At 60.2% G+C, this 16,537-nt stretch carries 21 protein-coding genes and 2 pseudogenes; 22 read left to right on the plus strand and 1 reads right to left on the minus strand.

What is annotated here, in order from left to right; genetic code table 11:
• Positions 1 to 14: 14 nt before the first annotated feature.
• The 11 genes and pseudogenes from CGA22_RS02065 (at position 15) to CGA22_RS02110 (ending at position 5,391) form a co-directional block, all read left to right on the plus strand.
• Positions 15 to 1,022: a phage major capsid protein, P2 family gene (locus tag CGA22_RS02065; protein WP_041021946.1), complete on the plus strand. Its 1,008-nt coding sequence runs from the start codon at positions 15 to 17 to the stop codon at positions 1,020 to 1,022.
• Positions 1,023 to 1,032: 10 nt separating this feature from the next.
• Positions 1,033 to 1,731: a terminase endonuclease subunit gene (locus CGA22_RS02070; protein WP_041021945.1), complete on the plus strand. Its 699-nt coding sequence runs from the start codon at positions 1,033 to 1,035 to the stop codon at positions 1,729 to 1,731.
• A gap of 104 nt (positions 1,732 to 1,835) precedes the next feature.
• Positions 1,836 to 2,297: a head completion/stabilization protein gene (locus CGA22_RS02075; RefSeq protein ID WP_041021944.1), complete on the plus strand. Its 462-nt coding sequence runs from the start codon at positions 1,836 to 1,838 to the stop codon at positions 2,295 to 2,297.
• Complete coding sequence (locus tag CGA22_RS02080) at positions 2,297 to 2,509, plus strand: tail protein X (protein ID WP_024778258.1); 213 nt, start codon at positions 2,297 to 2,299, stop codon at positions 2,507 to 2,509. The genes CGA22_RS02075 and CGA22_RS02080 overlap by 1 nt, the downstream gene beginning before the upstream one ends.
• Positions 2,510 to 2,554: 45 nt before the next feature.
• A complete protein-coding gene (locus CGA22_RS02085; RefSeq protein WP_177329241.1) occupies positions 2,555 to 2,878 on the plus strand; it encodes a phage holin, lambda family in 324 nt (107 codons plus the stop codon).
• On the plus strand, positions 2,875 to 3,717 hold the full coding sequence (locus CGA22_RS02090) for an N-acetylmuramidase domain-containing protein (RefSeq protein ID WP_041021943.1): 843 nt from the start codon (positions 2,875 to 2,877) through the stop codon (positions 3,715 to 3,717). Before CGA22_RS02085 ends, CGA22_RS02090 begins: the two co-directional genes overlap by 4 nt.
• Positions 3,714 to 3,920 carry a hypothetical protein gene (locus CGA22_RS02095; RefSeq protein WP_041021942.1) on the plus strand — a complete coding sequence of 69 codons (207 nt, stop codon included), beginning with the start codon at positions 3,714 to 3,716 and terminating at the stop codon, positions 3,918 to 3,920. Before CGA22_RS02090 ends, CGA22_RS02095 begins: the two co-directional genes overlap by 4 nt.
• Positions 3,917 to 4,360 carry an Rz-like lysis system protein LysB gene (gene lysB, locus CGA22_RS02100; RefSeq protein WP_024778254.1) on the plus strand — a complete coding sequence of 148 codons (444 nt, stop codon included), beginning with the start codon at positions 3,917 to 3,919 and terminating at the stop codon, positions 4,358 to 4,360. The genes CGA22_RS02095 and lysB overlap by 4 nt, the downstream gene beginning before the upstream one ends.
• Positions 4,272 to 4,460: pseudogene (gene lysC, locus CGA22_RS27050) on the plus strand (Rz1-like lysis system protein LysC); the annotation flags it as partial. The gene lysB and the pseudogene lysC, both read left to right, overlap by 89 nt.
• Positions 4,457 to 4,933, plus strand: coding sequence for a phage tail protein (locus CGA22_RS02105; RefSeq protein ID WP_041021941.1), 477 nt, complete (start codon positions 4,457 to 4,459; stop codon positions 4,931 to 4,933). The pseudogene lysC and the gene CGA22_RS02105, both read left to right, overlap by 4 nt.
• Positions 4,930 to 5,391: a phage virion morphogenesis protein gene (locus CGA22_RS02110; RefSeq protein ID WP_041021940.1), complete on the plus strand. Its 462-nt coding sequence runs from the start codon at positions 4,930 to 4,932 to the stop codon at positions 5,389 to 5,391. The genes CGA22_RS02105 and CGA22_RS02110 overlap by 4 nt, the downstream gene beginning before the upstream one ends.
• 2 nt (positions 5,392 to 5,393) lie before the next feature.
• Here the strand turns inward: CGA22_RS02110 and CGA22_RS02115 are convergent, their stop codons facing one another.
• Positions 5,394 to 6,080: a hypothetical protein gene (locus CGA22_RS02115; RefSeq protein ID WP_041021939.1), complete on the minus strand. Its 687-nt coding sequence runs from the start codon at positions 6,078 to 6,080 to the stop codon at positions 5,394 to 5,396.
• A 126-nt stretch (positions 6,081 to 6,206) separates the two neighbouring features.
• On the opposite strand from CGA22_RS02115, the gene CGA22_RS02120 reads away from it, so the two are divergent.
• From CGA22_RS02120 to CGA22_RS02170, 11 genes and pseudogenes are all read left to right on the plus strand, one after another.
• A complete protein-coding gene (locus tag CGA22_RS02120; RefSeq protein WP_041021962.1) occupies positions 6,207 to 6,779 on the plus strand; it encodes a phage baseplate assembly protein V in 573 nt (190 codons plus the stop codon).
• Positions 6,776 to 7,120 carry a GPW/gp25 family protein gene (locus tag CGA22_RS02125; protein WP_041021938.1) on the plus strand — a complete coding sequence of 115 codons (345 nt, stop codon included), beginning with the start codon at positions 6,776 to 6,778 and terminating at the stop codon, positions 7,118 to 7,120. The genes CGA22_RS02120 and CGA22_RS02125 overlap by 4 nt, the downstream gene beginning before the upstream one ends.
• Complete coding sequence (locus CGA22_RS02130) at positions 7,117 to 8,028, plus strand: baseplate J/gp47 family protein (protein WP_041021937.1); 912 nt, start codon at positions 7,117 to 7,119, stop codon at positions 8,026 to 8,028. Before CGA22_RS02125 ends, CGA22_RS02130 begins: the two co-directional genes overlap by 4 nt.
• The gene (locus tag CGA22_RS02135; RefSeq protein WP_041021961.1) at positions 8,028 to 8,645 is read left to right on the plus strand and encodes a phage tail protein I; all 618 of its coding nucleotides are present in this window, start codon (positions 8,028 to 8,030) and stop codon (positions 8,643 to 8,645) included. Before CGA22_RS02130 ends, CGA22_RS02135 begins: the two co-directional genes overlap by 1 nt.
• Positions 8,642 to 9,796: pseudogene (locus tag CGA22_RS27360) on the plus strand (phage tail protein); the annotation flags it as partial. The gene CGA22_RS02135 and the pseudogene CGA22_RS27360, both read left to right, overlap by 4 nt.
• Before the next feature lie 1,014 nt (positions 9,797 to 10,810).
• On the plus strand, positions 10,811 to 11,236 hold the full coding sequence (locus CGA22_RS02145; protein WP_041021936.1) for a phage tail assembly chaperone: 426 nt from the start codon (positions 10,811 to 10,813) through the stop codon (positions 11,234 to 11,236).
• Positions 11,237 to 11,355: 119 nt separating this feature from the next.
• On the plus strand, positions 11,356 to 12,525 hold the full coding sequence (locus CGA22_RS02150; RefSeq protein ID WP_041021935.1) for a phage tail sheath protein: 1,170 nt from the start codon (positions 11,356 to 11,358) through the stop codon (positions 12,523 to 12,525).
• 57 nt (positions 12,526 to 12,582) lie between these two features.
• The gene (locus tag CGA22_RS02155; RefSeq protein ID WP_024778243.1) at positions 12,583 to 13,098 is read left to right on the plus strand and encodes a phage major tail tube protein; all 516 of its coding nucleotides are present in this window, start codon (positions 12,583 to 12,585) and stop codon (positions 13,096 to 13,098) included.
• Between the two features lie 48 nt (positions 13,099 to 13,146).
• A complete protein-coding gene (locus CGA22_RS02160) occupies positions 13,147 to 13,476 on the plus strand; it encodes a phage tail assembly protein (protein ID WP_041021934.1) in 330 nt (109 codons plus the stop codon).
• A gap of 8 nt (positions 13,477 to 13,484) precedes the next feature.
• Complete coding sequence (locus CGA22_RS02165; RefSeq protein WP_003183333.1) at positions 13,485 to 13,604, plus strand: GpE family phage tail protein; 120 nt, start codon at positions 13,485 to 13,487, stop codon at positions 13,602 to 13,604.
• Positions 13,594 to 16,536 (plus strand): phage tail tape measure protein, encoded by a 2,943-nt coding sequence (locus tag CGA22_RS02170; protein WP_041021933.1) that lies wholly within the window; start codon positions 13,594 to 13,596, stop codon positions 16,534 to 16,536. Before CGA22_RS02165 ends, CGA22_RS02170 begins: the two co-directional genes overlap by 11 nt.
• The last annotated feature ends 1 nt before the right edge of the window (position 16,537 follow it).

A 16,537-nucleotide genomic window follows, 5' to 3' on the forward strand; every position in this document is an offset into this window, starting at 1 on the left:
GAAGGACAATCAACATGCGTAACGACACCCGAGTATTGTTCAACGCCTACCTGCAACAACTGGCGCAGCTGCATGGGGTGACTGACGTCACCACCAAATTCACCGCAGACCCAAGCGTCGCCCAGACCTTGGAAACCCGCATTCAAGAATCCAGCGCGTTCCTCAGCGCCATCAACGTCTACGGCGTATCGGAACAGTCGGGTGAAAAGGTCGGCATCGGTATCGACGGCACCATTGCCAGCACCACCGACACCACCCTCAAAGATCGCGAGCCCCGTGACCCAAGCGGCCTGGACGCCCGTGGGTACACCTGCACCCAAACCAACTTCGATACCAGCCTGCGCTACCAGAAGCTGGACCAGTGGGCCAAGTTCAAGGACTTCCAGGCACGCATCCGTGACGCCATCATCAAGGCCCAGGCCCTCAACCGGATCATGATCGGCTGGAACGGCATCAGCCGCGCCGCGACATCCAACCCGGCCACCAACCCGCTGTTGCAGGACGTCAACATCGGCTGGCTTCAAAAGATGCGCCTGGAAAACCCTGCCCGAGTTCTGGATGAAGTGGTGGCCGGCAGCAGCAAAATCGAAATCGGTGCCGGCAAGGACTTCGAAAACATCGACGCCCTGGTCGTCAGCATGGTCAACGAGTTCATCGAACCTTGGTATCAAGAGGACACCGAACTGGTGGTCATCTGCGGTCGCCAGTTGCTGGCCGACAAGTACTTCCCGATCATCAACAAGGTCCAAGCGCCCACCGAAATGCTGGCCGCCGACATCGTCACCAGTCAAAAGCGCCTCGGTAACTTGCCGGCCGTCCGTGTTCCGCATTTCCCGGCCAACGGCCTGCTCGTCACCCGTCTGGATAACCTGTCGCTGTACTGGCAGGAAGGCACTCGGCGCCGCACCGTCGTGGACAACGCCAAGCGCGACCGCATCGAAAACTTCGAATCGGTGAACGAAAGCTACGTCATCGAAGACCTGGGCTGCGCGGCCATGGCCGAAAACATCACCCTGAACTGAGGCGGCCATCATGACCAACCCCTGCCGCCGTCACTTTGAACGTGTCACTGCCGCCATCGAGTCGGCAGCGACCGAACCCACCCAAACCATGGCCGGCGCCACGGCCTACGAGCACCAGCTCAACCAGTTGCTGCAAGACCGCTTGCGCCTGAAACAGGTCCAGTCCAACCAGGGCAAAGCTGAACTCAAGCGTCAGTTGCTGCCGAGCTATGACTCCTACGTGCAAGGTGTGCTGGAAGGCGGCCAGGGTGCACAGGACGAGGTGTTGACCACCGTCATGATCTGGCGCTTCGATGCCGGCGACTTCACCGGTGGCCTCGACATCGCGACCTACGTGCTGGAACACAAGATGGTTATGCCCGACCGCTTCGCCCGCACCTTGGGTTGCCTGGTCGCCGAGGAAGTCGCGACAGCAGCGTTCAAAGCCCAGAAGGTCGGCGAGCCGTTCGACTTGGCAATCCTGCATCGCACCGCCGAACTCACCGACGCCGAAGACATGCCCGACCAGGCCCGCGCCAAGCTGTTTCTCGCCATGGGCCGCGCCACGCTGGAAGGCATCACCGAAGAGGCCCCGGGCCAACCCGGCAAGCTCCAGGCCGGTGTGGATTTGCTGAAAAAAGCCATCGCCCTGCATGACGCCTGCGGTGGCAAGAAAGATCTGGAGCGGGCCGAACGCCTGCTCAACAAACTTGCCGGCCCTGCCGGCTAACCGAGCGTCCCCACGCACCCCGCCGGCTCGGGGCGGATCGGCCAGGCCGCTCCTCCTGAACGTGAAGCCCCGACCACCGGCGACCTATTTTTGAGTGCTGTTCCATGAGCGGATTCGTAGCCAGTGGCCCCGTCGCCAGCGGCCATATCAACACCGACGCCTTCTGGCCCTCAATCGATCTGGATCAGTTGCGCGCCACGCTACGGATTGACGCCAGCGTCACCGCGCATCGCCTGGAAACCGCCGCTGTCGCCGCCGCCATCAGCGTCAACCGCGAATTGAGCGAATGGCGCGTCATCCAGCAAGCGGCAGACCATGCCGAACTGGCAGACGTTCCCGGTGACAAGATCAACAACGTGCCGGTACTGGTGCACCTCTACCGCCGCGCCATCGAAGCCGCGACCGGCGCCGAGGTGTGTGAGCGCTACCGCTCCTACGACACCACCAACAGCGGCAACCAGAACGCCGAAGACCTCACGCCAAATATCGACGACTACCGCCGCGACTTGCGCTGGGCCGTGCGTGACTTCCTTGGAATCAACCGCACCACCGTGGAGTTGATTTGATGCCCGTCACCGTCCGCGCCTTCCAGAACGACACCGTTGACGCCCTGTGCTGGCGTCACTACGGCCGCACCGCCGGTGTGACCGAGGCGGTACTCGAAGCCAACCCCGGCCTGGCCGACTACGGTCCGATCCTGCCCCAAGGCCTGTCTGTGCAAATGCCTGAAGCCCAGGCCGCTGCTCCACAGCGGCAGATGGTGAACCTATGGGACTGAAGAGCCAGCAACGAGCCTACACACCCACCCACTCTGGATTACGGAATGAAGCGCATGCCTGAACGTCCCGACACCTGGGCCTGGCTCGCCGCCTGGCTCGAACAGAACTGGCCGGCCCTGTACGCGGGCATCCTGGCCCTGACCATCGCCGCCCTACGGATCATGTACGGCGGCGGAACCCTGCGCCGAATGGCAGTAGAGGCCCCCCTTTGCGGCGCCCTTGCACTGGCCGCCAGTCATGGCTTGGCACTGCTCGGTATCCCCGCCTCCACCGCGCCTTTCTTCGGTGGTGTGATCGGTTTGCTCGGCGTCGAGGGAACTCGTGCCGCCGCCAAAAGGTTCTTCACCCGCAAGGTAGAACAGCTATGACGACACTTCGCCACGGCGACCGCTCGCAAGCGGTGCGCATCCTGCAAAAGAACCTGAACGACCAAGGCGCCGGGCTGGTGGTGGACGGCGACTATGGCGATTCCACCGAAGCGGCAGTGCGGACGTATCAGTTGAAAGTCGGTTTGGTCGCCGATGGCGTTGCCGGCGAAAAGACCCAGGCCAGCCTGGCTGGCGGTGACTGCCAGTTCCTGCTGAAAAATGAAGATCTGGTGCAGGCCGCGCAGATCCTCGACATACCACTGGCGAGCATCTATGCCGTCAACGAGGTTGAATCCAAGGGCAAAGGCTTCCTGACGAATGGCAAGCCGGTGATTCTGTTCGAGCGGCACATCATGTACCGCCAGCTCGTCACCCCACGCCACGAGGGCGACAACCCCGACGAACTCAAACGCCACGCCGACCAACTGGCCGTCGCCAATCCGGCCATCGTCAATCCGAAATCCGGCGGCTATGCCGGTGGCACTGCTGAGCACCAGCGCCTGAGCCATGCACGTCTGATCGACGACACCGCCGCGCTGGAATCCGCCTCCTGGGGCGCCTTCCAGATCATGGGGTTTCACTGGCAGCGGCTGGGCTACTCCAGCGTGCAGGCATTCGTCGAGGAGATGAGCGCAGGCGAGTCTCAGCAGTTCACCGCGTTCGTGCGTTTCATCCAGACCGACCCGGTTCTGCATAAGGCGTTGAAGGCCCGCAAATGGCCCGAATTCGCGAAGCTCTACAACGGCCCGAACTACCAGCGAAACCTGTACGACATCAAGCTCCAGCGCGCCTACGAGCGGCACGCGGACTGCGGCTGCGGCCAGGCGGTGGCGGCATGATCGATCTGGAAGCGGTGCGCAAACTGGATATTCAGGACGGCAACTTGTTGGTGGTGCCGGAAAATACTGACCAAGAGGATATGAGGCTGCTGCTCGAAGCCTTGAACCGCATGAAGTCGGGTTGCCAAGTGCTGATCGTGCGAGGACCTCTGGAACTGATGGACGTCGGCGCCATGAACAAACTGGGTTGGTACCGCGCATGAGTAACCTGCGCCAGGCGTTCTACGGTATCGCCCTGCTTGGCGCCCTGGCGCTACTCATCTGGGGCCAAGAGCAACGCATCACCGTGGCCGAGAAAAATACCGAACTAGCTGCGAAGGATACTAAAACCGCTCGCGATGAAGCTGACAGGTTGCGTTCAAACCTGAGTGCGCTGCAAACCACTCTGAACGACGAGCGCATTGCCCAGGGCGCCCTGCGGACTCAACAAAATCAACTGCGCCAAGGCCTGGCAAAGCGCGAGCAAACCATCGAGGCACTGAAACGTGAAAACGAAGACCTTCGCGACTGGGCTGGCCAGCCTTTGCCTGAGCTTGCTCGCCGGCTGCGCGAGCGCCCCGCCCTCACCGGCGCCGACGCTTATCGTCAGTGGCTGTCCGGCCGTGGTGCCCTGCACGCTGCCGGCAACGGGCCCGCTCAATAACGGCGAGCAACTCACCGACCAGGATCGCGTCGAAGCCGCGTGGGCTGAATGCGCAGGTCAGGTGGATATGGTTTATAAGCACCAACAGGCCCTACCATGAACAAGCCCGACAGCCTCAAGGCTCACTTGCTCGCCACCGTGGCCGAACTGAAGCACAACCCCGACCGGCTGTTGATCTTCATCGACAACGGCAAAATCCGCTGCACCGCGGCTGCCTCGCTCTCGTTCGAATACAGCTTTGATTTACAGGTCATCCTCACCGACTACGCGGGTCACCCCGACAACGTTATGTTGCCGTTGCTGGGGTGGCTGAGCGTGAACCAGTCCGAACTGCTGGAGAACCTGAACAAGTCCGCCGAGGGTATCCAGTTCGAGGCCGACATCTTGGACAACAGCAAGGTGGACCTGAGCCTGACACTGTCGCTGACCGAGCGTGTGGTTGTGGGGAAAGACGCCGACGGCAATACCACCGTCCACCACCCAGGCGAACCTAAGCGCGTAGCCGCGTTCCTCGACCCGGCGTGGGTACCTGGGGCGCAAGGCACCGGTAGTGAGTGGGTCGTTTCAAAATGACCAATCGATTGGAAACGCTGGAGGATTGGGCGGCCGGCCTGTTAGGACAGCTGGAACCGGCTGCACGCACCAAACTGGCCCGCAGCATCGGGCAAGCCCTGCGGCGCAGTCAGCAGCAGCGGATCATCACCCAGCGCAACCCAGACGGAGGCAAGTACGCGCCGCGAAAGCAGCGCAACCTGCGGGGGAAACAAGGACGAGTGAAGCGAAAGGTGCAGATGTTTCGGAAGCTGCGCGCGGCGAGCTTTTTGAAGGTCCAAGGTGATGGAAATGCCATAAGCGTTGGGTTCACGGGACGAATTGCCCGCATTGCCCGGGTGCACCAGTACGGCCTAAAAGATCGAGCTGAACGCGGGGCACCCGATGTGAAATACGCGCAACGAGAAATCTTGGGATTCACCGATTCCGAACTTGATATGCTCAAGGACGGGTTGCTCACCCACTTCTTAGAATCATGAAATTATTTTTTATAAAGATGATTAGGGTCTATTCGGTCCTCAAAGACCTGATGCAGGGTTGTTAGGTAGCAAGTACCAACACCTGTAAGAGTATAAGTGGTTCTTATCCGATGCTCTGTTTCCTGCTCAAGCATATTTGAAATTTTGGATACAACTTCAATATCCCGCCTTGCCATTTTCTGCATGAAAAGGACATCACCGAGACCACCATCCAAAACGGCACCATTATGATACCCATGGACAAAATTGACTATATCTGTCAACACCATGTTTTTCGTAAATACAATCTGATCCTGAAATTGCAAATAGCTGATTTCCGATTTAACAAGCCGACGAAATACACCGCCAAAAATTTTGGCCTTTTGCTCGGAGTCTGCACGCTCTATGATTTCAAGAAGCTCGTTAATGAACTGTTCACTTTTACCTTCAGCCTCTAGCACCACAGAAAACGCTTCCAGTTCTTCTTGTGTAAACTTTCCCGCAGCTGACACAAACTCTCGGACCTTTTCTCGGAATTTTTCCTCCCTGTAGTGCTTATACCCCCTAAACATTGCCAAAGCTGTAGAAACCACAGGAACTTCTTTTGCCACTTCATTATCAGTCAGGACGTCTAATAATGCTTCCACATAGTCTGTGATTGGCAGTTTGTTCGCTGTGTCTTTCGCCACGGTAGAAATTTTCTTCCCCACGATTTCATTTTCCTTTGAGAGGGCTGGCTGTTACACGAGCAGTATAAAGCGATCCAGACCTGTAAAGGTGGGATCTACAAAGTGGCGGTAATGCACTCACGCACGCGTGGCGCCACCATCGGTGCCATGAACGACTTAGCCACCCTCGCCCGCCTGATCGAAAACCTCATCCGCTTCGGCACCATCGCTGCCGTCCAGATGCAGCCCCCGCGCGTGCAGGTCAAAACCGGAACCCTGACCACCGCCTGGCTACCGTGGGTCGCTCTGCGGGCCGGCGCTGACCGGGAGTGGAACCCCCCGACCGTCAATGAACAAGTTCTACTGTTTAGCCCCTCGGGCCAGCTCGGCAACGGCGTCGCCCTGACAGGCCTCTTCAGCGACCAAATCCCCGCCAACGGCGACCGCGAGGGTCTACACCGCGTCACCTACCGCGACGGCACGGTGATCGAGTACGACAGCATCGCTCACCACCTCAACGCCACGCTCATCGATGGCGGCACCACCAACCTCATCAGCACCGGCGGCATCAACATCGTCGGCAACATCACGCACCAGGGCGATTACACCCAGACCGGCAACCAGAAGGTCACCGGCAAAGTCACCGTGTCAGAGGATGTGGTGGCCGCCGGCATCAGCCTGGTGAAACACCTGCACGGCGACGTCATGCCTGGCAGCGGTAAGACGGGGAAATCGGAATGAACCGACACACCGGCGCCGCCATCACCACTGTGGAAAGCATCGCCCAGTCCATGAGCGACATCCTCAGCACGCGCATTGGAACCCGGGTGATGCGGCGCGAATACGGCAGCCTGTTGCCCGAGCTGGTGGACCATCCGTTCAACGACATCACCCGCTTGCAGGTGTACGCGGCCACCGTCATGGCGCTGATGCGTTGGGAGCCGCGTATCAGCTTGAGCCGAGTGCAGTTCCAGGACGCCACGCTGCAAGGCCAATCCTCCTTGGACATTGAGGGCAGCATTGTCGATAGCAACGAGCCGCTGAGCCTGAGCGTGCCTCTGAACTTGGGGGGTAGCGCATGAACTCATTCGTCGCGATTGACCTGGGCCAGCTCCCCGCGCCCGAGGTCGTTGAGCAGATCGATTACGAGCTGATCCTCGCCGAGCGCAAGGCATATGCAATCAGCCTGTGGCCCATCGAGGAGCAAGCTGAAATCGCTGCACGGCTTGAGCTGGAATCTGAGCCGCTGACCAAACTGCTTCAGGAGAACGCCTACCGCGAGACAGTCTGGCGTCAGCGCGTCAATGAGGCGTCCGTCGCCAACATGCTGGCCCTGGCAAAGGGCAGTGACCTGGAGAATCTGGCCGGCAACTTCAACGTCAAGCGCCTGGTCATCCAGGCCGCCAAGCCCACGGCCGTGCCGCCGGTACCGTTGCTGATGGAAAGCGACGACAGCCTACGGGAGCGGGCTCAAATGGCGTGGGAAGGACTGAGCACAGCCGGCCCGCGCAATAGCTACATCTTCCATGCGCGGTCTGCTGACGGCCAGGTGGCCGATGCCACTGCCGAGAGTCCCGCCCCGGCCGAGGCGGTGGTGACCGTGCAATCAATCCTAGGCGACGGCACCGCCTCGCCCGCGCTGTTGGCAAAGGTCAATGCTTACCTCAGCGACGACGACCGCCGTCCTGTCGCGGATCGGCTCACCGTGCAAAGTGCCCAAGTCATCAACTACCAGGTCAAGGCCAAGCTGTTTCTTTCGACGTCCGGCCCTGAGAGCGAGCTGATTCTCGCGGCGGCCAATGCGCAGTTGCTAGCCTTCGTGCACCAACGGCGACGCCTGGGTCTGGAAGTCTCGGAATCGATTATCCACGCCTCGTTGCATGTCGAGGGTGTGCGCAAGGTCGTGCTGGAGAACTGGGTGGACATCGTTGCCACGAAGTACCAGGCCCCGTACTGCACGGCCATCGACTTGGCGTTGGGGGTCGAATGATGGCCGACGCGCCTCTGCTCCCCAGTAACTCGACGCCGCTAGAGCGCCAAGCGGCTCAAGCGCTGGCTCAGATCCAGCGTGTGCCGATTCCGTTGCGCACGCTGTACAACCCCGACCTTTGCCCGCTGCCCCTTTTGCCCTACCTAGCCTGGGCCTTCTCCGTGGATCGCTGGGACAGCAAATGGACCGAAGCGGCCAAGCGGGCAGCCATCCGCAGCGCGTATTACATCCACTCGCGCAAAGGCACCATCGGCTCACTGCGCCGCGTTGTTGAACCGCTCGGCTACCTGATTGAAATCATCGAATGGTGGCAGACCGTGCCGGTCGGCCCTCGCGCCACCTTCAGGCTCAAGGTGGGCGTGTTGGATACCGGTATCACCGAAGAGATGTATCAGGAACTCACCTGGCTGATCGACGATGCCAAGCCCCTGACACGCCACCTCACCGGGCTCGCCATCAGCCTGGAAACCACCGGCCTTGTTCACTTCGGCGCCTGTATCACCGAAGGCGACGAAATCGATATCTACCCACCCACGCAGCGTGACATCGAGGTCACCGGCTACATCCATCAGGGTGGCCGTGAACATCAGATCGACACCATGGACATCTACCCATGACAGACCAAAATAGCCAGTTCTTCGCCATCCTCACCGCCATAGGCAAGGCCAAGCAGGCAAACGCCGATGCCTTGGGCATTCCCTGGACTTTTGCGCAAATGGGGGTCGGCGATGCCAACGACACAGACCCGATCCCTAACGAACAGCAAACGCAGTTGATCAACGAGCGGCGACGAGCCCCGTTGAATCAATTGAAAGTCGATCCATCCAACCCCAACATCATCATCGCTGAGCAGGTCATTCCCGAGAACGTGGGGGGCTGGTGGATTCGTGAGGTTGGGTTGTACGACGCCGCAGGCGATCTGGTGGCTGTCGCCAATTGCGCGCCGAGCTTCAAGCCTCTACTGACGCAGGGCTCAGGCCGTACACAGGTTGTGCGGATGAATCTGATTGTTGCCAATACCGCCAACGTTGAATTGAAGATCGATCCTTCGGTTGTGCTGGCTACCCGTCAGTATGTGGATTCCAAAATCCTGGAAGAACTTTACAAGCTAGACAGCAAGCAGTCGGTACGGGTAGCAACAATCGCAAATATTGCTTTGGCAGGTCTTCAGACTATCGATGGGGTGACGTTGGTTGCAGGGGACAGGGTACTGGTGAAGAACCAATCGGCTGCCAAGGATAACGGTGTTTGGGTAGCTGACCCACAGGCTTGGAAGCGCGCACCCGACGCCGATAGTAATGCCGAGGTCACCTCCGCCTTTAAGGTCTCCGTCGAACAGGGGGTCACACAAGCGGATACACGCTGGCAACTGTTGACTGACGGCACCATTGTGGTAGGAACCACGCCGCTGAACTTTCAAAACGTAAATCAAGGCTTGGCCCCGATCAGCTCCCCGGCATTTACAAATATACCAACGGCTCCGACAGCGCCCGTCGGGACCAACACCAATCAGCTGGCGACCACGGCCTTCACCCAGGCAGCTCTTGCGGCCCTGGTGGATTCCTCGCCTGGGGCGTTGGATACGCTCAACGAGCTTGCTGCCGCGCTGGGCGATGACCCCAATTTTGCTACGACAGTCACCAATGCGTTAGCCACTAAAGCGCCGCTGAACAATCCAGTTTTTACCGGTGATGCGCGAGCACCTACCCCGCCGGCTGGGGATATCGACAACTCGATAGCGACAACCGCCTTCGTGCAGCAGGCCTTGAGCGGCAGCAGCGTGATCAGCGTCGCAGGCTCAGGAAATATCGTGGTGACCGCCGCCCAGTTGGGGGCAGGGCTAATTGTGTTGACCGGTGCGTTGACCGGCAACAAGGTGTTAATCGTGCCCACGGCGCTGGGGCGTTATCAGATATGGAACGCCACGACCGGGAACTTTACGCTGACGGTCAAGACGGCAGCAGGGACGGGCGTCGTCGTAACTCAGGGGCAATCGTCGCTCCTGTTCAGCGACGGGGCGAATATTTACCTTCAGCAATCAGATTTCATCAATCCGATCCTGAGGGGGACGCCCAGGGCCACAAAAGCGCCGCGGTTCGATGTCAGCGATCAGATCATGACGGCCGAAGCTGTCCAGTCCAGGGGAGTCCAATACTCTGGACTTTATTCCCTGTCGGGTGCGGTACCTGGGAGTCCTTTGCACATCGGCGCCATTGTGCATTTCACCGGCGCAGGTACGAACTCCTATAGCCTGCCTGATGCAACTGGGCTGCCTTCCGGTTCGGTCATTCGGCTGCATAACTGGGGCATCTCTGCCATGGCGGTCGCGGTGCAGGGAGCTGACAAAATCCAAGAGAGCAACGACGTATTAGCGACCCCTGCTAATCGCTCGATCCCGCCTGACACCTACGTTGACTGCATCTACGTAGGTTCCAATATCTGGATGATGACCGGCACGGGTGTCGCTGGCAAAACGCGTCAGTTCGGTGCGCTGTTGGCACCAAACGGTTACCAGAGACACCCATCAGGCCTGCTGGAGCAATGGATGACGGCAAGTTTCGCGTCAGCCTTCAAGGCAGTCGTCTTCAACTTGCCGACCGCTTTCCCTAACCAGTTCTTTGGCTGCACTGTCAGCCTGACGGATAGCGCCATTTATGACAGCAACGGTCAACCCTTCGTGGCGGGTATGCCCAACGGACTCGGGCAGGTACTTTTGCAATCTAACTATACCGCGAGCCAGTCGGCCGTCCGGGTCCACGCATTTGGCTTTTAAGGGGGCTTTATGATTTATTCCAGCAAGGCAACACGACTCTTTTACGACATCAGCCTGGGTGGCGAGCTGCCAGCTGATGCGATTGAGATATCGGTCGAATTGCACCAAGAGCTGCTGAACGGTCAGATGGCTAACAAGACCATCAATTTTGATACTGAGCCCCCTTCGCTGATGGAGCGCCCGCCGGTGCCCACCGAGCAACTGTCCGAGATAGAACGTGGTTGGCGGGCGGCACAGCTGTCAGCTACAGACGGCGTGGTTGCGCGCCACCGTGACGAATCCGAAAGCGGTATGAGCACCACGCTCACTGCGGACCAGTACGTCGCGCTCCAGGTATACCGACGCCAACTGCGTGATTGGCCGCAAGCGGGCCAGTTTCCCATGGCAGAGCATCGGCCAGTGGCCCCACTCTGGCTCGCCGAGCACACTCATTAACGACCTGTATGCCAGCCTTATCCCTGTAACCTCCCTCACTACAAACTGCCGCGCTCGCCCAGCCGGCGCGCGCGCGGCAGCCTGTGCACTGTCATCCCAATCACTGCGCAGGCAAACCCATGGCCGATTATCTTCACGGCGTGCGGGTCATCGAACTCAACGACGGCACCCGCCCCATTCGCACCATCCCCACCGCTGTTATCGGCATGGTCTGCACGGCCGACGACGCTGATGCCACCGTTTTCCCGCTCGATACACCGGTACTGCTGACCAATGTTCAAACCGCCGTCGGCAAAGCCGGCACCACCGGCACACTGGCGAAGAGTCTTCAGGCAATCGCCGATCAGACCAAACCCTACACCATCGTTGTGCGGGTGAAGGAAGGCGAAACCGAGGCAGAAACCACCAGCGCCTTGATCGGCACCACTACAGCCGAGGGCAAATACACCGGAATGAAAGCCTTGCTCGCGGCGAAGGCTCGCGTTGGCATGGTGCCGCGCATTCTGGGTGTACCTGGCCTCGACAGCCTGCCAGTAGCCACCGCCCTGGTCACCATCGCTCAGCAGTTGCGCGGCTTTGCCTACGTCAGCGCCTGGGGCTGCAAAACCAAGGAAGAGGTGGTCGCTTACCGGGACAACTTCGGTGCCCGCGAAGTCATGGTCATCTGGCCTGAGTTCCAGAACTGGAGCACCGTTACCAACGCGACCGTCACCGCCTCGGCTGTGGCCCGAGCATTGGGCCTGCGCGCCAAGATCGATCAGGAAGTGGGCTGGCACAAAACCCTGTCTAACGTCGCGGTCAACGGCGTCACCGGCATCAGCGCCGACGTGTTCTGGGATCTGCAAAACCCGGCCACCGACGCCAACTACCTCAACAGCAACGAAGTCACCACGCTCATCAACGAAGGCGGCTTTCGCTTCTGGGGCAGCCGCACCACCAGCGAAGACCCGTTGTTTGCCTTTGAGAACTACACCCGCACCGCGCAGATCCTTGCCGACACCATGGCCGAAGCGCACATGTGGGCCGTGGACAAGCCCATGCACGCCTCCCTGGTGCGCGACATCATCGAAGGAATCAACGCCAAGTTCCGCGAGTTGATCGCGGCGGGCTACCTGATTGGCGGTAAGTGCTGGTACCCAGACGACGCCAACGACAAGGACACGCTCAAGGCCGGCAAGCTGTTCCTGGACTACGACTACACGCCGGTACCGCCGCTGGAAGACCTCACGTTGCGGCAACGCATCACCGACCGCTACCTGATCGACTTCGCCAGCAAGATCAACAGCTAACCCGGGCCTCCCCGCTAGGGGAGCTGACCCCGTGCCAGAGCAACGGAGAACCCCACCATGGCCATGCCCCGCAAACTCAAGAACCTCAACCTGTTCAACGACGCCAATAGCTACCTCGGCGTGGTCAAGTCCGTCACCCTGCCGCCGCTCGGCCGCAAGATGGAAGCCTATCGCGGCGGCGGCATGAACGGCCCGGTCAAGGCCGACCTTGGCTTCTCGGACGACGGTATCCAGTTCGAATGGAAGACCGGCGGCCTGGATCTGATTGCCCTCAAACAGTTCGGCGCCGTGAATGCCTCGGGTATCGCGTTGCGCTTTACGGGTGCTTTCCAGCAGGACGACACCGAAGAAGTCAGCGCCGTGGAGGTTGTCATGCGCGGCCGGCATGAAACCATAGAAATGGGCGATGCACAGCCAGGCGAAGACACCGAGCACAGCATCACCACTACCTGCACCTATTACAAACTGATCGTCGATAACGAAGAAATCATCGAAATCGACCTGCTCAACTTCATTGAGAACGTGAACGGCGTGGACATGCTGGACAAGCAGCGCCAAGCCCTCGGCATCTGACCCTCCCGCCCCGATCGGGGCGGTTCATCCCGCAAGCTGGAGCCAAACATGAAACCTGAAGATACCCTCGAAGCGCTGCCCCCGGTTGACGACAACACAGTCACCCTGGACACCCCGATCATCCGTGGCAAGACCTTGATCGACGCCATCACCCTGCGCAAACCACAATCCGGCGAGCTGCGCGGCGTGCAGTTGGTCGAGCTGCTGAACATGGACGTAGCCACCCTCATCAAGATCCTGCCGCGTATCAGTAGCCCAGGCATCACGGCACCCGAAGCCGCCTGCATGGACCCGGCCGACCTGCTCGCCTGTGGTAGTAAGATTTCCGGTTTTTTGTTGCAGAAGTCGGTGAAGACGGACGCGTCCCTCGTTGCGTAGAAGACGCCATGGCCGATCTGGCCGTGGTTTTTCACTGGGCACCAGCTGACATGGACCAGCTGGGCCTTCAAGAGCTGATGGAGTGGCGCGAGCGCGCCCGGGTGCGGAGTTCCACCGATGGCGAATGACTTAAAACTTCAGGTGCTGCTCAATGCCATCGACAAGGCGAGCGGCCCCCTGAAGGCCATCAACAACGGCAGCATCGGGGCCGCCCGCGCCCTCAAGGAAGCCCGCGACCGCCTCAAGGAACTCAACGCTCAACAGAAGGACGTCAGCGCCTGGCGCACCCAGCGCGCTGCCGCCGAGCAAACCGAGCAAGCCCTCGTCGCCGCCCGCGACAAAGTGCGGGCCCTGTCCCAACAGTTCGCCGCTACCGGCGCGCCAACCAAGGCCATGACCAGGGACTTCCGTGCAGCCGTTCGCGAAGCGCAGAAGCTCAAGGAACAACATCAACAACAGGGTGAACAGCTCCAGGTCCTGCGCAGCAAACTGCAAGGCGCCGGTATCAGCACCAAGAACCTGAGCAGCCACGAACGCCAGCTGCGCGAGCAAATCAGCGCCACCAACGCCAGCATCAGCGAACAGGGCAAACGCCTGGTCGCGTTGAATGCTCAGCAAAAGCGCCTTGCCATCGAGCGCGCCAAGCTGGAGAAAACACAGAACCTCGCCGGCAACATGGCTATGAACGGCGCCGCCGGCCTGGGTGTGGGGTATGCAGCGAGTCGGCCGGTGGCTAAGGCCATCGGTGCCTTTGCGCCAAACGAGGACTCGGCCACGCAACTCAAGGTTTCGATGATGGACGGCACCGGCAAGGTGTCTGAAGACTTCCAAAAAATCACCGACCTGGCGACCAAGCTGGGCGACCGCCTGCCCGGTACCACGGCCGACTTCCAGGAAATGATGACCATGCTGCGGCGCCAGGGCCTGAGCGCGCAGAGCATTCTCGGCGGCACCGGTGAAGCGGCCGCGTACCTGGGCGTTCAGTTGCAGATGCCCGTAACCGCCGCGGCTGAATTCGCCGCGAAGATGCAGGACGCCACCCGAACATCCGAAAAAGACATGATGGCGTTGATGGACATCATTCAGCGCGGGTTCTACTCCGGCGTTGACCCAACCAACATGCTTCAAGGTTTCAGCAAGATCGCGCCGGTCATGGACACCATCAAGAAGTCGGGCATCGACGCTGCTGCCGAGCTGGCCCCGCTGTTGATCATGATGGACCAGGCTGGCATGGAAGGCGGTGCGGCCGGTAACGCCTACCGCAAGATCTTCCAGGCTGGCCTGGATAAGGACGGGATCAAGGACGTCAACAAAATCATGGAGCTGGAAGGCAAAAAAATCCGCTTCAAGTTCACCGACGACAAAGGCAACTTCGCCGGCCTGGAGAACCTGTTCGCCCAGGTCGAAAAACTTAAATCACTGAACGACGAAGACCGCACGTCCACGATCAAACTGCTGTTCGGCGACGACTCCGAAACCATGACCACCTTGAACACCATGATGAACAAGGGAATCGCGGGTTATCGGGAAGTGCAACAGAAGCTTCAAAACCAGGCCGACCTGCGCAAGCGAGTCAACGAACAGCTCGCCACGCTCACCAACGTCATGGAGGCCGCAGAAGGCAGCTTCACCAACGCCCTGGCTGAGTTCGGCGCCGCCGTTGCGCCCGAGCTGAAACAGATCATCACCACCCTCGGAGAGGTCGCTAACAGCGTTGGTGCCTGGGCTCGTGAAAACCCGAGACTGGCGGGCGGGCTGGTGAAGGTTGTAGCGGCTGTTGCAGGCCTGGCCTTCGTGTTTGGTGGCCTGGCCTTGACGATGGCGAGTCTGCTCGGCCCTTTCGCCATGGTCCGGTACGGCATGGGCATGTTTGGCATTCGCCTGGGCATCGTGAAGGCCCAGTTGATAGGCACGCGCACCGCAGCAGCAGGCGCCGGAGCCAACATTGGTAGGCTTGGGAAAGTCTGGCGGTCCCTGGTAGCCACTCGCTCAGCGGGTGGTTTGCTCAGTGCGTTACCCGCTTTCGTCAGCAGCGCCCGCCTGGCTGCCGCCAGCGTGCTGCCGATGCTCGGCGGCGCGATCAGTGCCGTCGGTACCGCCATCATGGCGACGCCCATCGGCTGGCTGCTGGCGGCTATCGCAGCCCTGGTTGCGGCGGGAGTGTTGGTCTACAAGTATTGGAACCCCATCAAGGGCTTTTTCCTCGGCTTCTGGCAGGGCCTGGTTGGGGCATTGCAACCAGTGCTCGATAGTTTCGCGGGGCTCGGTCAATCGCTGCTGAACCTGGGCCAAGTCGTGATGACTCTGCCAGGTGTCGGCGCAGCCATGGAGCTTCTGGGCAGTATCGCCCGTCCGTTGTTCAGTTTGATCTCGGATGGTGTCAGCAGTCTGATCAACTGGTTCGGCCAGCTACTCACCCCCGTCGAAGACGTCGGCGGCGCGGCTCAGTCAATGGGCGAGCGTTTTGGCGCTGTCATCGGCAACATGCTCAGCCTTTTGTTGGGTCTACCCGCACAGTTCGCTGAACTGGGTACGCAGATGATTCAAGGTCTGGCAAATGGCATCACCAACAGCCTGACCGTAGCCAAGGAGGCCATCACCGGCGCTGGCGATGCGGTCATCGGTTGGTTCAAGGAAAAGCTCGACATCCACAGCCCTTCGCGTGTGTTCGCGGAGCTGGGCGGCTTCACCATGGCAGGCTTGGCCCAGGGGCTTGAGGGCAGTCAAAACGGGCCGCTGAGCGCCATGACCAGTCTGAGTAAACAGCTCACGGCAGCCGGCACCCTGGCCCTCGGCGCAACTGCCACGCCTTTGGGGGCAATGCCGTTGCCGCAATTCCCGAATGGGGCCGCCACCTCTTCGCTGTCGATCGATGATCGTGCGCCAATCAGCCCTACCCCGGCGCCGGTCCATGACAGCCACGACACCTACGAAATCAACATCCACACGACGCCTGGCATGGACGCCCAGGCGATCAGCCGCGCCGTGCGGTCCGAGCTGGCACGAATCGCCAGTGAAAAAGCAGCCCGCCAGCGCAGCAAACTGTCCGATTTGGAGTAAA

This window comes from Pseudomonas sp. PSB18 (assembly GCF_014596565.1).
GTDB lineage: Bacteria > Pseudomonadota > Gammaproteobacteria > Pseudomonadales > Pseudomonadaceae > Aquipseudomonas.

Bases quoted from the DNA above. Each gene is read 5' to 3' on its own strand.
- CGA22_RS02065 (WP_041021946.1), top strand. From the start codon at position 15: ATGCGTAACGACACCCGAGTATTGTTCAACGCCTACCTGCAACAACTG.
- CGA22_RS02070 (WP_041021945.1), top strand. From the start codon at position 1,033: ATGACCAACCCCTGCCGCCGTCACTTTGAACGTGTCACTGCCGCCATC.
- CGA22_RS02075 (WP_041021944.1), top strand. From the start codon at position 1,836: ATGAGCGGATTCGTAGCCAGTGGCCCCGTCGCCAGCGGCCATATCAAC.
- CGA22_RS02080 (WP_024778258.1), top strand. From the start codon at position 2,297: ATGCCCGTCACCGTCCGCGCCTTCCAGAACGACACCGTTGACGCCCTG.
- CGA22_RS02085 (WP_177329241.1), top strand. From the start codon at position 2,555: ATGAAGCGCATGCCTGAACGTCCCGACACCTGGGCCTGGCTCGCCGCC.
- CGA22_RS02090 (WP_041021943.1), top strand. From the start codon at position 2,875: ATGACGACACTTCGCCACGGCGACCGCTCGCAAGCGGTGCGCATCCTG.
- CGA22_RS02095 (WP_041021942.1), top strand. From the start codon at position 3,714: ATGATCGATCTGGAAGCGGTGCGCAAACTGGATATTCAGGACGGCAAC.
- lysB (WP_024778254.1), top strand. From the start codon at position 3,917: ATGAGTAACCTGCGCCAGGCGTTCTACGGTATCGCCCTGCTTGGCGCC.
- CGA22_RS02105 (WP_041021941.1), top strand. From the start codon at position 4,457: ATGAACAAGCCCGACAGCCTCAAGGCTCACTTGCTCGCCACCGTGGCC.
- CGA22_RS02110 (WP_041021940.1), top strand. From the start codon at position 4,930: ATGACCAATCGATTGGAAACGCTGGAGGATTGGGCGGCCGGCCTGTTA.
- CGA22_RS02120 (WP_041021962.1), top strand. From the start codon at position 6,207: ATGAACGACTTAGCCACCCTCGCCCGCCTGATCGAAAACCTCATCCGC.
- CGA22_RS02125 (WP_041021938.1), top strand. From the start codon at position 6,776: ATGAACCGACACACCGGCGCCGCCATCACCACTGTGGAAAGCATCGCC.
- CGA22_RS02130 (WP_041021937.1), top strand. From the start codon at position 7,117: ATGAACTCATTCGTCGCGATTGACCTGGGCCAGCTCCCCGCGCCCGAG.
- CGA22_RS02135 (WP_041021961.1), top strand. From the start codon at position 8,028: ATGGCCGACGCGCCTCTGCTCCCCAGTAACTCGACGCCGCTAGAGCGC.
- CGA22_RS02145 (WP_041021936.1), top strand. From the start codon at position 10,811: ATGATTTATTCCAGCAAGGCAACACGACTCTTTTACGACATCAGCCTG.
- CGA22_RS02150 (WP_041021935.1), top strand. From the start codon at position 11,356: ATGGCCGATTATCTTCACGGCGTGCGGGTCATCGAACTCAACGACGGC.
- CGA22_RS02155 (WP_024778243.1), top strand. From the start codon at position 12,583: ATGGCCATGCCCCGCAAACTCAAGAACCTCAACCTGTTCAACGACGCC.
- CGA22_RS02160 (WP_041021934.1), top strand. From the start codon at position 13,147: ATGAAACCTGAAGATACCCTCGAAGCGCTGCCCCCGGTTGACGACAAC.
- CGA22_RS02165 (WP_003183333.1), top strand. From the start codon at position 13,485: ATGGCCGATCTGGCCGTGGTTTTTCACTGGGCACCAGCTGACATGGAC.
- CGA22_RS02170 (WP_041021933.1), top strand. From the start codon at position 13,594: ATGGCGAATGACTTAAAACTTCAGGTGCTGCTCAATGCCATCGACAAG.